Source organism: Comamonas sp. Z1 (genome assembly GCF_008121555.1).
Lineage (GTDB): Bacteria > Pseudomonadota > Gammaproteobacteria > Burkholderiales > Burkholderiaceae_C > Comamonas > Comamonas thiooxydans.
Genome location: NZ_VOQT01000002.1, coordinates 324,746 through 339,758 on the forward strand (window position 1 = coordinate 324,746; position 15,013 = coordinate 339,758).

Annotated in this window: 13 protein-coding genes; 4 read left to right on the forward strand and 9 right to left on the reverse strand. The window is 61.9% G+C overall.

Annotation, left to right across the window (positions count from 1 at the left end; all coding sequences use genetic code 11):
- Positions 1-7: 7 nt before the first annotated feature.
- The 8 genes from FSY45_RS04870 to FSY45_RS04905 all read right to left on the reverse strand — a co-directional run bounded on the left by FSY45_RS04870 (position 8) and on the right by FSY45_RS04905 (position 7,713).
- Positions 8-748: a 1-acyl-sn-glycerol-3-phosphate acyltransferase gene (locus FSY45_RS04870; RefSeq protein WP_148747940.1), complete on the reverse strand. Its 741-nt coding sequence runs from the start codon at positions 746-748 to the stop codon at positions 8-10.
- A gap of 131 nt (positions 749-879) precedes the next feature.
- On the reverse strand, positions 880-1,467 hold the full coding sequence (locus FSY45_RS04875; protein WP_003068019.1) for an HAD-IIIA family hydrolase: 588 nt from the start codon (positions 1,465-1,467) through the stop codon (positions 880-882).
- Positions 1,468-1,546: 79 nt separating this feature from the next.
- Entirely contained in the window at positions 1,547-2,770 is a 1,224-nt protein-coding gene (gene fabB, locus FSY45_RS04880) for a beta-ketoacyl-ACP synthase I (protein WP_003068018.1), read from the reverse strand.
- Complete coding sequence (fabA, locus tag FSY45_RS04885) at positions 2,767-3,291, reverse strand: bifunctional 3-hydroxydecanoyl-ACP dehydratase/trans-2-decenoyl-ACP isomerase (protein WP_003073442.1); 525 nt, start codon at positions 3,289-3,291, stop codon at positions 2,767-2,769. Before fabA ends, fabB begins: the two co-directional genes overlap by 4 nt.
- A 189-nt stretch (positions 3,292-3,480) precedes the next feature.
- Positions 3,481-5,142, reverse strand: a complete 1,662-nt coding sequence (gene lnt / locus FSY45_RS04890) for an apolipoprotein N-acyltransferase (protein ID WP_148747941.1) — start codon at positions 5,140-5,142, stop codon at positions 3,481-3,483.
- 152 nt (positions 5,143-5,294) lie between these two features.
- Positions 5,295-6,176 (reverse strand): HlyC/CorC family transporter, encoded by an 882-nt coding sequence (locus tag FSY45_RS04895; protein WP_003068015.1) that lies wholly within the window; start codon positions 6,174-6,176, stop codon positions 5,295-5,297.
- 188 nt (positions 6,177-6,364) lie between these two features.
- A complete protein-coding gene (locus tag FSY45_RS04900) occupies positions 6,365-7,087 on the reverse strand; it encodes a GNAT family N-acetyltransferase (protein ID WP_034354611.1) in 723 nt (240 codons plus the stop codon).
- Between the two features lie 143 nt (positions 7,088-7,230).
- Complete coding sequence (locus FSY45_RS04905) at positions 7,231-7,713, reverse strand: Lrp/AsnC family transcriptional regulator (protein ID WP_034354614.1); 483 nt, start codon at positions 7,711-7,713, stop codon at positions 7,231-7,233.
- Positions 7,714-7,932: 219 nt separating this feature from the next.
- Here FSY45_RS04905 and hppD point away from each other — a divergent pair, with 219 nt between their 5' ends.
- From hppD to FSY45_RS04925, 4 genes are all read left to right on the forward strand, one after another.
- Positions 7,933-9,054 (forward strand): 4-hydroxyphenylpyruvate dioxygenase, encoded by a 1,122-nt coding sequence (gene hppD / locus FSY45_RS04910; protein ID WP_012839929.1) that lies wholly within the window; start codon positions 7,933-7,935, stop codon positions 9,052-9,054.
- Between the two features lie 301 nt (positions 9,055-9,355).
- Positions 9,356-10,390: a tripartite tricarboxylate transporter substrate binding protein gene (locus tag FSY45_RS04915; RefSeq protein ID WP_003068008.1), complete on the forward strand. Its 1,035-nt coding sequence runs from the start codon at positions 9,356-9,358 to the stop codon at positions 10,388-10,390.
- Positions 10,391-10,484: 94 nt separating this feature from the next.
- Positions 10,485-11,369 (forward strand): phenylalanine 4-monooxygenase, encoded by an 885-nt coding sequence (gene phhA, locus FSY45_RS04920; RefSeq protein WP_003068006.1) that lies wholly within the window; start codon positions 10,485-10,487, stop codon positions 11,367-11,369.
- Positions 11,370-11,664: 295 nt separating this feature from the next.
- A complete protein-coding gene (locus tag FSY45_RS04925; protein WP_255443196.1) occupies positions 11,665-14,058 on the forward strand; it encodes a DUF3772 domain-containing protein in 2,394 nt (797 codons plus the stop codon).
- On the opposite strand, the gene FSY45_RS04930 is transcribed toward FSY45_RS04925, so the two are convergent.
- Entirely contained in the window at positions 13,998-15,005 is a 1,008-nt protein-coding gene (locus FSY45_RS04930; RefSeq protein ID WP_148747943.1) for a triacylglycerol lipase, read from the reverse strand. The two genes, FSY45_RS04925 and FSY45_RS04930, sit on opposite strands and share 61 nt — an antisense overlap.
- Between the last annotated feature and the right edge of the window lie 8 nt (positions 15,006-15,013).

The window sequence follows — 15,013 nt, forward strand, 5'->3', positions numbered from 1 at the left end:
TTTTGCCTTATCTGCGGTAGGCCTCGGGGTCCAGGCGCTGCATTTCGGACTCGATCCATGCCTCGACCTCGACCATCAGCTCGTCATGCTTGCGGCCCACCGAAGAAATGGGCTTGCCAATGGAGACATCCACCACGCCGGGCCTTTTGATGAAGGCCTTGCGCGGCCAGCACTTGGCCGAGGTAACAGCGATGGGTACCACGGGCGCACCCGTCATGATGGCCAGACGAGTGGCGCCGGTCTTGTACTCGCCCACCTCTCCACGATTCACACGTGTACCTTCGGGAAACATGATGACCCAGATGCCTTGATCGAGCAGGCGCTTGCCTTGCTCCACCACCTTGTGAAAGGCGCGCGAGCGCTGGGCCCGGTCGATGTGGATCATGTCCAGTGCACCGATGGACCAACCGAAAAATGGCACCTTCAGCAGCTCCTTCTTGAACACATAGGCCAGCGGGCGCGGCATGATGGCAGGCATGAGAAAGGTCTCGTAAGTGGACTGGTGCTTGACCAGCAGCACCACCCCCTGATTCGGGTCCGCAGGCAGGTTCTCCATGCCCTGCACCTGATACCGCACCCCCATGATCACGCGGGCGCTGTCCACCGAGAGCTTGAGCCAGGCGCGGGCAGCGCTGTATGCCTTGGCCGATGAGCCGCTGGTCCACTTGGCCAGCAGCACCGCGAAAGTGTAGGGAATGACGGTAATAGCCATCCACAACATGTGGAGGACGGAGCGAATCAGGGACATGACAGCAATCGAATGACGTGAGCACAGACCTGAAGTCTGGCCCATTGATTTGGCACGGTTATCAACAAGAAACATAGCAGCTTGCGCTGCTCTTTCAAGCAGTTGAGTCTATTTTGACCTGAAACCCGAGCTCAATGCGGGGCAGGCGCCGAATCCAGGGGTTGAGCATCCTCATCGCCTCCCAGCGGCAACAGCATATTCACCACGGCCTCCAGATCCGGATAGCGCTCGCTGCCTTCAGGCAGGTCGGCATCGCTGCTGCACTCGGGCCTGGCGGTGGACTCCACGAACACCAGATGGGCGCCCAGAGCCTTGCCCGCCTGCAAATGCTCGACGCCGCTGCCAATGGCCCAGATTTCATGGCCTTCCGCGCCGTAGCGATCGGCAATCTGCTCGAACAGCGCTACGCCTGGTTTACGGCACTGGCAGTCTTCATCGGGAGCGTGCGGACAAAAAAACACGGCCTCCACCCGCGCGCCGACGGCTGCCATCTCCCGGTGCATCTTGGCGTGCACGGCGTTGAGCTCGATCACATCGAACAGCCCGCGACCCAGCCCAGGTTGATTGGTGGCGACCACCACATGCCAGCCAGCACGGTTCAGGCGCGAAACCGCCTCCAGCGCACTGGGGACTGCAACCCACTCATCGGGCCGGCCAATGAAACCTTGAGCTCCCCATTGGTTCAGGGTGCCATCACGGTCAAGAATTGCGATCTTCATGGGGGAGACAGTAGTCGACGACAGAAAAAAGCCCGCTTACCTCAAGGCCAAGCGGGCTCGCGATCCAAGACTCCGGCGCTTACTGCCCTTCCCAGCGCTTAAGCACCAGGGAGGCATTGGTGCCGCCAAAGCCAAAGCTGTTGGACAGCACGGTCTTGAGTTCGGCATCGCGGGTCTGGGTGACCAGAGGCATATCGCCCAGCAGCGGATCGGGCGTCTCCACGTTCACGGACCCTGCGATAAAGCCCTTGTTCAGCATGATCAGGCAGTAAATCGCCTCCTGCACACCGGTCGCGCCCAGCGAGTGGCCGGTCAGCGACTTGGTGGACGAGAACGGAGGCACCTGGTCACCGAACAGCTCGCGCATGGCACGAACTTCCTGCATATCGCCCACTGGGGTCGATGTGCCGTGGGTGTTGATGTAGTCGATGGGGGCATCCACGGTTTCCATGGCCTGCTTCATGCAGGCGATGGCGCCGTCGCCCGAAGGAGCGACCATGTCCTCACCGTCACTGGTGGCGCCAAAGCCCACCACTTCGGCCAGGATGTTGGCACCGCGTGCCAGCGCATGATCCAGGCTTTCCAGCACCACGGCACCGCCGCCGCCGGCGATCACAAAGCCGTCGCGGTTGGCGTCGTAGGCACGCGAGGCCTTCTCTGGCGTCTCGTTGTACTTGCTGGACATGGCACCCATGCCGTCGAACAGCAGCGACATGCCCCAGGACAGCTCTTCGCCGCCGCCGGCAAACATCACATCCTGCATGCCCCAGGCGATCTGCTGGGCCGCAGCACCGATGCAGTGGGCCGAGGTGGAGCAGGCCGAGGTGATGGAGTAGTTGATGCCCTTGACCTTGAAGTTGGTTGCCAGGCAGGCCGACACCGTGGAGCTCATGCAGCGTGTGACCTGGTAAGGGCCGACGCGGCGGATGCCTTTTTCACGCAGCGTATCGGCTGCCTCGATCTGGTTGGCCGGCGAACCGCCGCCCGAGCCCATGATCAGACCGGTGCGCGGGCTGCTCACCTGCTCGGGCGTGAGGCCCGCTTGCTTGATCGCGTCTTCGAGGGCGATCTGCGAATAAGCCGCAGCATCGCCCATGAAACGCAACTGCTTGCGGTCGATGCGCGCTTCGATATCGATCTCGGGAATGCCTGCCACCTGCGAGCGCATGCCCAGTTCCGTGAACTGGGGCATGGCCTTGATGCCGCTCTTGCCCTCGCGCAGCGAGGCCTCCACGGTTGCCAGGTCATTGCCGATGCACGAGACAATGCCCGCGCCGGTGATCACTACCCGCTTCTTGCTCATGCTGCCGTTCCCTTGGCATCACCTTCACGCAGGAACAGACCCACGCGCAGGTCATTGGCCACGTAAATTTCCTTGCCGTCGGCCAGCAGGCGTGCGTCGCCGATGGCCATGTTCAGCTTGCGCTTGATTACTCGCTTGATATCAATTTCATATGTCACGAGTTTGACATCGGGGCCTACTTCACCTGTGAACTTGACTTCGCCTGCACCCAGGGCACGACCGCGCCCCGGCAAACGCAGCCAAGTCAGGTAAAAGCCGATCAGCTGCCACATGGCGTCCAAGCCCAGGCAACCGGGCATGACGGGGTCGCCACGGAAGTGGCAATCAAAGAACCACAGGTCGGGCTTGACGTCCAGTTCCGCAACAATCTTGCCCAGACCGTGGGCACCGCCGTCCTCGGAGATATGTGTGATGCGATCGAACATCAACATGGGAGGCAGGGGCAGACGTCCGCTATCGGCACCAAACAGCTTGCCTTCGCCGGACGCGATCAGTTGTTCGTAGGAAAAAGATTCAGCCATTCTCTCAATTGCTCCGCGGCAGCCTGTGCAAGCTACCTGTTACTCTGTATTTTGGGTGACGGGACCCGCGCCCACTGCGGGCGGTACAACCAGGGATTATCAAGGCTCGCGCCCCTACCCGGGACACAATACCCGTTTTCAGGCCCAAGACTCTGCCACAAATGCCACAGCCGCTGATGCCGAGGTGGCTTATTCCGTGCGGGACACTACGCCTTCCTCGGTCTTTCTCAAGGAGATCCAGGCCAGCGCGCAGAACACGAGGCACAACAGAGTCAGAGGCAGCAGGCCCAGGGCATGTACCCAGCGCGCATAAGGCGTCAGCCCGTCGCGCCCCTGAACCCGGCCCTGCAGCACCGCGCGCTCGAAAGGCGCCAGTGCTTTCACCACTTGCCCTTTGTGATCGATCACCACTGTGGCTCCGGTGTTCGTTGCGCGCAACATGGGGCGCTCGAACTCCAGCGCGCGCATGCGGCTGATGGACAGATGCTGATCGATGGCCACGGAGTCGCCAAACCAGCCGATATTGCTCAGATTGACCAGCACCGTGGGTGCCGTCGCCGCATTGCCGAAATGGGCCGCCAGCTCTTCGCCGAACAAATCCTCGTAGCAGATATTGGGCGACAGGCGCTCACCCGCCCAGCTCATGGAAGGCTGGCCCAGTGCACCGCGATTGAAGTCACCCAGCGGAATATTCATGAGCTCGGTGAACCAGCGGAACATGGGCGGAATGAACTCACCAAACGGCACCAGATGGTGCTTGTCGTACTGATACGGCTGAGCCTGCCCGGGCAGCCAGCCTTCGACCGTATTGGTAAAGCCCTTTTCCCAGTTGCCCAACGGAAGCCCCACGAGCGCCGCACGGCTGGAGTCCTTGGCGACAAAAGGTGCACGCACATAGTCCAGATAGCCTTCGGGAAGCTGCTGAGGCAACAGCGGAATGGCTGTCTCGGGCGCCACCACCAGTTGGGCACTGGCGTCATGCAACTGCTGGGCATACCAGCGCAGCGCCACCACCACGCCCGAGCCCAATTCAAACTTTTCATCCTGGGGAATATTGCCCTGCAGCAGCTCCACGCTCATGCCGGGCTGCTGACCAGGTGCTCCAATGGCGGCATCACGCGACCACCATAGCCCGCCCCAGACCAGACCCAGGGCCACCGCAGATGCAAGGGCCGGCTTGAATTTCAGCACCGCCGACCTGCTTCGCATGCGCCAGACCAGCAGCGCCAGCCAGGCTGCAGCCCAGGCCGCCACAAAGCCCGTGCCATAGACGCCAATCCAGCGCGGCAGCACGGCCAGCGGGCCTTCCACATGGGCGTAGCCGGCAGCCCCCCAGGGGAAACCGGTCCAGAGCCAGCCGCGCGCCAGCTCGGCCAGCGTCCAGAGTGCCGCAAAGACCAGCGCTGACAATGCATCCGGCGTCCTTGCCAGACGCTTGAAACACCATGCAGCCACGCTGTAATAGCCACCCAGAAAGCCCGCCAGCGCCAGCACGGCAGCTACGGCCAGTGGCGCCGCCAATCCCCCATAGGTGTGCATGGAGATGAAGAGCCACCAGAAGGTGGCAGCCAGCCAGGCCGTGCCGAACAGCCAGGCCCGGCCTGCCGCCTGAGCGGCGGTACGGGCAGCCAGCAGCGCATGAACCAGCAACGCCAGCGACAGGATCTGCAGCCACCACAACGGACGGCCATAGCCTCCGACCAAGCTCAGCCAGCCGTCGCCCTGGCCGCGAGCCCAGGGCCAGGCCAGAGAAAAGGCCTGCAGTCCGCCTGCAATCAGCATCAAAAGCCAGCTCATCCAGCCTTTAGGCCTGGCAGCAGCGGTCTGAACGGTAGAGGCAGTGGTGGTCATAGGAATCAGCAGGCACTAACAAAACACCCAACCGGGCGGTTGGGTGAATTCAAGCATACGAGGTATCGCCAAGACTTGTGCAAACCAAGAGGCACAACCAGTATTTCCACCGGCATCACACCAGGCCTGACCCGGATTTGCGCAGGTCGCGATCAGTTGCGAACCAAGCTATCCGGCGAAGGATCGCGCACCACCTTGAACCAGCGCACCGCGCCGCCCTTGGTGTGGAGCACGGTGAACTCCAGCCCGCCCAGATGAATCTGCTCGCCGCGCTTGGGCACATGGCCGATTTCATGGGCAATCAATCCACCAATGGTATCGAACTCGGCATCGGGGTCGCTGGCATGCAGCGAAGTCTCGAACTCCTCGCTCACATGCTCGATGCTGGCATCGCCCGCAACACGATAGCTGTTGTCGGCCAGGGCAAAGATATCGCCCTCGTCCTCGGGGATGTCGAACTCGTCCTCGATTTCGCCGACGATTTCTTCCAGCACATCTTCAATCGTCACCAGGCCGGCCACACGGCCGAACTCGTCGATGACGACGGCCAGATGATTGCGATTGGCGCGGAACTCACGCAGCAGGTCGTTCAGGCCCTTGCTCTCGGGCACGAAGACGGCCGGGCGCACCAGAGCACGAATGTTCAGGGTGGGAGAGCGCTGCAGCTTGAGCAAATCCTTGGCCATGAGAATGCCAATGATGTTCTCGCGCTCGCCCTGGTAGACCGGAAAGCGCGAATGCGCCGTGGTCAGAACCTGGTGCAGGATTTCTTCATACGGAGCATCGATATTGATGAGATCCATGCGTGGCGCGGCCACCATGACTTCTCCGGCGCTCATGTCGGCCATGCGAATCACGCGCTCCAGCATGACACGCGACTCGGTGCCGATGACCTGGTTGTCTTCGGCTTCGGCTAGGGTTTCGATCAGTTCATCGGGAGACTCCGGTGCCGGATGGATGAACTCAGCCACCTTTTGCAGGAAGCTTCGCTTGTCTTCCTTCTCGGGAAGTCGCGCAGGATGGGGGTCAGACACTGTCTTGGAGTGCAGGACGTGCGGTAGTCGAACAAGTCCCCAAGAATAACGGATTGTGTTGACAGACGGCTTGCTAGCTCACAAAAGCCATGAACGGCTGTCACCGAGCGCACTCAGTCAAAGCTATTTTGATATCTGCTTGCGCTTGTCTTTATTGGGCTGCAGCCTTGCCGGCTTCACAAGACGATTTACTCGCCTGATTTATGGCGGCCTTCCTGCACGCCCTTGCGCACTTCCTGCACGCCGGCCAGGAAAGCCCAGAAATTGACGGCCTGCTTCTTGAGCTGGTAGTCCATCTCGCCCAGGTGCTCCGTCACCAGCTCGCTGACATGGGTCTCGAAGTCGGCAGGCGGCAGCTCCAGATAGGCTTCGGATTCCGAACCTTCTCGCTTGACCGTGGCACCCGCGTTGCGCGCAATCTTGAGCATGGCCGTGTTCTCGGACAGCGCATGGATGAACATCATGCTCACGTTCTTGCTGCGCGCATGCAGCACTGCACGTGCAAACAGACGTGCCCCCAGCCCCTTGCCGCGTGCACTCTTGAGCACGGAGACGCCGAATTCCGCGCATTTCTCATGCTCGGGGTGGCCGGCAAAGGCCAGATGCGCCATGGAGATCAATTCCAGGCGGCGGTTGAAGATGCCGAAGATATCGTCGCGCTCGAAATCGAGCTGCTCGACATAGCGGCGCACCTGCTCGTCGTTGGCTGCATAGCCAAAGCGCAGATAGCGATCACGCGCATCCAGCTTGAGCAGATGCTTGATGATGCGGTCGCGATGGCGCGGGCTCAGCGAACGGATGGGGACCAAGGACGGCGAGCGACGCTCGGCGCCATGGGACTTGCCCATGTCTCGCAGCCAGCCTGAGCCGGCCTGCCAGGGCGATGTCAACCAGTCTTTGGGGAGGTTCATAGCCTGAAATATAGGTAAAAACCCGAGGTTTCACAAGCCGCATATTGCATTGCAACAATCCTGTAAGGATTTTCCGCTAATTCAACACCTTAGCTTCTGTTTCCGGCTAGGTCATGGTCCATATGAAGGACCTCTACGAAGGCTTAGAGCGGCACGGCCGTCGTGACCTTGACCCGGTCCATGACAAAGCTGGTTTTGCAATCCTGAACACTGGGGTGTTTGAGCAGCGTGTCCATGATGAAACGACTGTAATGCTGCATGTCCGCCACCACCACCCGCAGCAGATAGTCCATCTCGCCAGTGAGGGAGACGCACTCCACCACCTCGGGCCAGGTCTGCACGCTGGCGCGGAACACATCCATGGGATTGCGCTTGCTGGTTTCGGTGTATTTTTCCAGACGCACATTGATATAGGCCGTCAGCCCCAGGCCCACGGTCTCGGGCTGCACCAAAGCCACATAGCGATCGATGACACCGTTTTCCTCCAGCCGCTTGACACGGCGCAGCACGGCGCTGGGCGACAGGCCAACCTGCTCCCCGATGACGTCATAAGTTTCTCGGCCATTGGCCTGCAATCGGCGCAAAATTGCCTTATCCAGTTTGTCGATGGTGTGCATGGAACTCATGGCGGCAGATTATAAAAAAAGCGCAGTTTTTATTAATGGTTAACCCTTGATAACCATTTAAATTGCATGAAATCAATTTTCCATGCAATTTTCATGCATTGAGCTGTTTGCAGCCAAGGCATTTTTGCATGAAGCTTGTCCGCGCCCTGTCCTACAGTGCATCCATCGTCGACACCTGTTCTTCATGTGTTGCGCCCCTACCCGATGGAGACCTCTGCCATGAACGCCCCGTTGACCCAAAGCAATGCCAGCCAGTTCCAGACCTGGGACAACCCCATGGGCACGGACGGCTTCGAGTTCGTCGAATACGCGGCCCCCGATCCCGTGGCCATGGGTCAGCTGTTCGAGCGCATGGGCTTTCAGGCCATTGCCAAGCACCGCCGCAAGAACGTGACCCTGTATCGCCAGGGCGAGATCAACTTCATCATCAATGCCGAGCCCGACAGCTTTGCCCAGCGTTTCGCGCGTCTGCACGGCCCCAGCGTCTGCGCCATCGCCATCCGCGTCAACGACGCCAAGTACGCCTATGAGCGCGCCACCTCGCTGGGTGCCTGGGGCTATGCCCAGCAGGCCGCCCCCGGCGAACTGAGCATTCCCGCCATCAAGGGCATTGGCGACTCCCTGATCTATTTCATCGACAAATGGCGCGGCAAGAATGGCGCCAAGGACGGTGATCTCGGCAATATCAGCTTCTTCGACGTGGACTTCGAGCCTCTGCCCGGTGCCGATCTGCATCCCGAGGGCCTGGGCCTGACCTATATCGACCACCTGACCAACAACGTCTACCGCGGCCGCATGGCCGAGCTGGCCGAGTTCTACGAGCGCATCTTCAACTTCCGCGAGATCCGCTACTTCGACATCGAAGGCCAGGCCACAGGCGTCAAGAGCAAGGCCATGACCAGCCCCTGCGGCAAGATCCGCATTCCCATCAACGAGGAAGGCAACGACAAGGCCGGCCAGATTCAGGAGTATCTGGACATGTACCACGGCGAAGGCATACAGCACATCGCGCTGGGATCGACCAATCTCTACGACACCGTGGACGGTCTGCAGATGAACGGCATCAAGCTGCTGAACACCAGCGAGACCTATTACGAGCTGCTGCCCAAGCGCATCCCGGACCTGCAGGAACCCATTCCCGAGCTGCTGGCGCGCAACATCCTTGTGGACGGCCAGCCCGGCGAGCTGCTGCTGCAGATCTTCAGCGAAAACCAGCTGGGTCCCATCTTCTTCGAGTTCATCCAGCGCAAGGGCAATAGCGGCTTTGGCGAGGGCAATTTCAAGGCCTTGTTCGAGACCATGGAACTCGACCAGATGCGCCGCGGCGTGCTCAAGACCTGAGCCAGATCAACGGAGTCTGCCATGCGCCACCTCGGCCTGCACCCGCCTCGTCTGCTCGCTTGCAGCATGGCCGGCGTGGACTCCGTCGCTACGCAATACATCAAAAAGATACCAATGGTTACCACTCCATCAAACGGACCATGTGGCGACCGATTTCCGTCCCTATACTTCCCGCCATGCTGCACTGCCGCATCCACGCCTGGCGTGAGGCGTTGCCGCCAGCTTCAACGCCCGGAAGGATCCAGTGTCGCGACCACATCAGCCACCCGCTACAGCCCCAGAGGACTGCAGATCACCGGGGATGGACGCGCCTGCCGACACTTGGCGCCTTTCCCGCCGCCAGGCCATGTCGCTGGCGGTGGCTTCGGCGACATCCCTGATCGCGGACAGCGCGCATGCTGCCAGGGATGCGAGCGCCCTGCCGTCGAATTCCAGCCGCAGCCGCAACGAACTCTCGCTGGTCGTTCCCTATGCGGCGGGCGGGCCGCTGGATCGGGCAGCGCGCAAGCTGACCCAGGAAACCACGGCCCTGGGCAATATCAATGTACTCAATGTCGCAGGCGACGGTGGCGCCACGGGTGCAGCCATGGTGGCCAGAGCAGGAGCGCGCGAGCCCATGCTGCTGATGGGTGCCGTGGCCACACATGCCATCCTTCCCTGGCTCAACCCCCAGTTGCCCTACGATCCGCTGCGCGACTTTCAGCCGCTGACACTCGTGGCCCGCATGCCTCATGTACTGGTCATGCGCAGCGAACTGGCCATGCAGTGGCGCATCTACACACCCGAGGATTTGCTGCGCTTCATGTCCAAGCACCGGCAGCCCCTGCGCTATGCCTCGGCGGGCAACGGCAGCATCGGCCATATCGCGGGCCAGTGGTTCCAGTCGCTGACCCAGGTTCCGCTCCAGCACCTGCCGTTTGGCGGGGCCAGACCGGCTCTGTCGGCTCTGCTCGAGGGCACGGCCGATCTGATGTTCGACAACATCGCCTCGGCTCTGCCTCATCTGCGGGCCGGCAGACTCAAGGCCATTGGCGTGACCTGGCGCTCGCCGCTGCCGGCTCTGCCGGAAGTGCCCAGCCTGGACGACAGCATCAAGGGCATGAATCTGACCACCTGGTTCGGCATCTTTGCCACTGCCGGCATCACGGACAGCCAGGCCAAACGCTGGTCGGAGGCTTTTGCCCAGACGCTGCAAAGGCCCGATATACAGCAGTACTTCGACGCCATGGGCGTGGTGCGCGACGACCTGCGTCTGCAGGACTTTGCCCGCCTGGTGCAGGCCGAGCATGCACGCTACGGACAGCTCGTCAAGCGCGCCCAGATACAGATGCACTGAGCCAGCTTTCGGCTCGCTTCTCCTTTTCCCTGCTGCGCCCCGGCCACGAGCTCTGGTCGCAGCCTTCGCGACCCCTCATCTCAGGGAGTGCCTTATGAACAGCATCCAGAACAACGCCACCATGACCGGCGGCATCGGCGCGGCCCCCGTCGTCTATGGCCAGTCCGACCGCCCGCCACGCGGCGACTACACGCGTGCCCATGCCGACTACACCTGCACGCAGGACTATGCCGCCTATACCGAGGCCGAGCACGACACCTACCACCGCCTCTACGAGCGCCAATCCGCGCTGCTTCCGGGCCGCGCCAGCCAGCATTTCATCGACGCCCTGCCGTCGCTGGGCGCCAAGGAGCGCATTCCACGCTTCGAGGAAATCAACGAGCGACTATTCAAGGCAACGGGCTGGGAGATCGTCGGCGTTCCAGGTCTGATTCCCGAGGTACCGTTCTTCTCGCTGCTGGCCCAGCGCAAATTCCCGGTCACGGACTGGATACGCAAGCCCGAGGAGTTTGAATACATCGTCGAGCCCGACATCTTTCACGACCTCTTCGGCCATGTGCCGCTGCTGTTCAACCCCGTCATGGCCGATTTCATCCAGGCCTACGGACAGGGCGGCCTCAAGGCCGCCGAGCTCGGCGCCTGCGAGATGCTGTCGCGCCTGTACTGGTACACGGTGGAATTCGGTCTGATCCGTGAGAGCGGCGGCGTGCGCGCCTATGGCGCAGGCATTCTCAGCTCCGTGGGCGAGCTGGAGTACAGCGTCAACAGCCCGCAGCCGCATCGTCTGCCGCTGCAACTGGAGCGCACCATGCGCACGCTCTACAAGATCGACACCTATCAGCAGACCTATTTCGTGATTGATGACATGCCCCACCTGCTGAACCTGGCCGATGCCGACTTTGCGCCGCTGTACGAGCAGCTGCGTCAGCTGCCCACCATTGGCGCCAAGGAGTTGCTGCCCGGCGAGCAGCTGATTTAGTCAGCGGATGTATACCGGCACGCGCCATGGCAAGCGCGAGGTCAAGAGCCGAATTGTCAGATGAGAATTCGGCTCTATTCCTTTCCAGAAAAGCGTATAAAGCTCCATTTTCAATAGCATCCGACGCAGAATATCCAGGCTGCAAGCCCTGCATGACTTGGCTGCGCCCTGAAACCCTGACCGCAGCATTGCACCTATAGTGAGCGCCAGAGGCAAACTGCCGCCCACTCACTTCTTCACAATGCATTACTGCTGCAACCAACTGCTGCGCTGGCTTTTAGCGCTCCAACTTTGCATGGGTCTGGCCGTCGCGGCCGAGCTGCCTGCCAATGGCGATATCCAGACCACGTCCATCGCCCAGATTCAACAGGCATCGAACACCCTGGACAAGGTACGCCAGTCGCTCGATGACGCCGACACCTCCGAAACGCTGCAGACACTGTCCGAAAAAGCCCTGCAGTCCAAACGCGATGCCGACAATGCCGTCACGGCGCTGGAGCCGCTGCTCAAGCAAATCGACGCTCGCATTGCCCAGCTGGGTCCGGTGGCCGAAGGCAGCGAGGAATCCCCCGAACTGAGCCTGCAGCGCAAGGATCTGGCGCAGCAGCACAGCGAGCTGGACTCCGCGCTCAAGCGCGGCAAGCTGTTGTCCATGGAGGCCAAACAGACCACGGACAGCATCGAGAAAATCCGCACCCAGCAGTTCAACGCACAGATCGCCCGCAAGGTGGCATCGCCGCTGTCGCCCTCGCTGTGGAAGCAGTTTGCCGAGCATCTGCCGACCGACCTGCAGCGCATTGCGGCCCTGACACGCCAGGGCCAGGCCAGCTTTGCGGCAGCCATTGCCGAGCATGGCTGGTCGGCCACGCTGAACGGCATCGCCCTGGCGCTGTTCGTGATGTTTCCGCTGCGCATCGGCCTGCGCTATGCGGGCCGAAAATTTGCGTCCTCCGAACGCGCGCCCAACGGACGGCTGCGCCGCACGGGTCTGGCTGTCTGGATGCTGGTAGTGGGCACGGCCCTGCCCGGCCTGGCCAGCCTGGTATTCATCGAGAGCCTGCGCTCCATAGACGCGATTGCACCGCGCCTGCAGACCGTGGCCGATGCCTGGATTCAATCCTCATTTGTCGCAGCCTTCTTCCTCTCCGTCAGCGCCTGCCTGCTGGTGCCCAAGCGTCCGACCTGGCGACTGCTCAACATCGACGACATCGCCGCCCCTGCGCTCACACGCTTTGCCTGGGGAGCCGCCGGTCTGACCTGGTTCTCCATGATGCTCAACGCGGTAGACATTGCCGCACGCACCAGTGCCGTCAGCAGCGTGGCCCTGGACGGACTGATTGCGCTCGTCTATGCATTGCTCATCATGTCGGTGCTGATGGTCATCAACAAGCAACGCAAGCGCCAGCAACTGGCCGAGCGTGAGAAGGCCGCTCATCATGGTGACGATTACCGGCCTGCGGCAACCAGTCGCTGGCTGATGCTGGCCTGGCTGGGCGGGCATCTGACGGTGCTGGCCGCGCTCATCGCAGCGCTGATCGGTTATCTGAACTTCTCGGTATTCGCAGCCACGCAAATGGTCTGGATCACCGTGGTGGTTCTGGCCACCTCGCTGCTGATGAAGTTTGCCGACGACGTCTTTACCTGGCTGTGCTCCAGCGAGAGCCGTATCGGCCAGGGCTTCGCTGCCGGCACGGGGCTCAAGCCCTCGCGCCTGGAACAGATCGGCGTTCTGCTATCGGCTCTCACGCGTGTCTGTCTGCTGTTGCTGGGGCTGATGGCGCTGATCGCGCCCTTTGGCAACTCCAGCAGCCTGATCGTGCTGGCCGATACGCTGACCAACGGTCTGCCCGTTGGCGACTCCTTCCTGCGCCCCATGACGATCTTGCGCGGCCTGCTGGTGCTGGTTGCGGGGCTGACGCTGTTTGGTGCCTTGCAGCACTGGCTGGTGGAGACCTTTCTGCCCAAGACCGAGCTGGATATAGGCGCACGCAACTCCATCAGCACCGTGGCCCGCTATATGGGCATTTTGCTGTCCGGCCTATGGACGCTGGCCGCCCTGGGCATAGGCTTTGAAAAAGTGGCTCTGCTGGCCAGCGCCTTGTCCGTCGGCATCGGCTTCGGTCTGCAGGCCATCACGCAGAACTTCGTCTCGGGCCTGATTCTGCTGGCCGAGCGCCCCGTGAAGCTGGGCGACCGCGTGCGCATCGGCGATCAGGTCGGCGACATCCGCCGCATCAGCGTGCGCGCCACCGAGATCCAGACCGATGACAAATCCACCGTCATCGTGCCCAACTCGGAGTTCATCACCAAGTCCGTGCAGAACCTGACCATGGATGGCGCGCTGGGCCGCATCTCGATCGCGTTCTCGGTGCCGCTGAACACCGATATCGTCAAGCTGCGCGAGGTGCTGCTGGGCCTTTATGCCGAGCATGAGGCCGTGCTGAGCACCCCGGCCCCTTCAATGTATGTGGACTCCATCAATGGCAGCGTGGTCAACATCACCAGCTTCGGCCATGTCTCCAGTTCGCGCAATGTCTACAGCACGCGCAGCGACCTGCTATTCGGCCTGTTGCAGCGCTGCGCCGAGCAGAAGATCGCCCTGGTTTCCGCGACCGACATCCACCTGATTCAGGACCCGCAGGCCCGTGCCCCGGCGTCGGCTGCGGAGGCGCCCACCTCGGCTGCCTGATACCGCTCCTGCGATCGCTCTTGAGGTCGCGCCTGCAGTTGCGCCTGCAGCTGCAGGCAGTGCTGCCAAACCCGCGGGTCAAACAGCAGCTGCATATGCGCTGCATCGTCGACCTGACGACACTGCGCATTCGGCAAGATCGCAAGGTCGGGGGGGAAGACGATGTTGTCGCTGCTGCTGCACCAGCAGCTGAATGGCACATCCTGGGGCGGCGGCCCCAGCCGCTGCAGCCAGTCGCTGCCTTCGCGCATCTCCACGGCCGGCAGGCGCTGCGCAAACCGCGCCAGCCAGGCGCCACCATGCGGCGTGGCCACCGTGACCACATGGGCTGCAAAACGCGCACGCTCATTTGCATCGAGCCGCTTGAGCCAGGCCCGCACCACCAGACCGCCCATGCTGTGCGCAACCAGAAGCGGGGCACAGCCGGTTTGCTGGACCATGGCTTTCACGCATCTGTCGAGATCGTCCACCATGGCATCGACAGGACTGCCATGAGCCGGCTCCAGCGTCACGGCCATGCAGGGAATGCCGCGTGCCTTGAGCCTGCGCAGCCAGACGGTCCACACGCCACGGTTGCAGAAATAGCCATGCACCAGTACCACGCCCACCTGCCCTTGCACCTGCTTGCCCTCGCGATCCACAGGCACTCCATCGGGCTCTGCATGCTCGCCAAAAGGAATCTGCCAGCCGAACAGCCGCCAGGCCCAGCGCCACTCGGCAAACCAGGCCCGCAACGCGACCATGGCAGGCGGCAGCGGCAATCCACGACCGCGCAGCACCGCACGCATCATCAGCATCTGCGTGCCGAGCTGCAGCCCGGCTCCGCTCGCAATCAGCCCCGCACCCAGCAGTGCCACAGCCACTGAGCGCGGCCACCAATAGCCGCACCAGAGCAGCAGCGCCAGCCAGCTGCCCATCACCACTGCGCGCCAGAACCAGGTATTCAAAGCCTGCA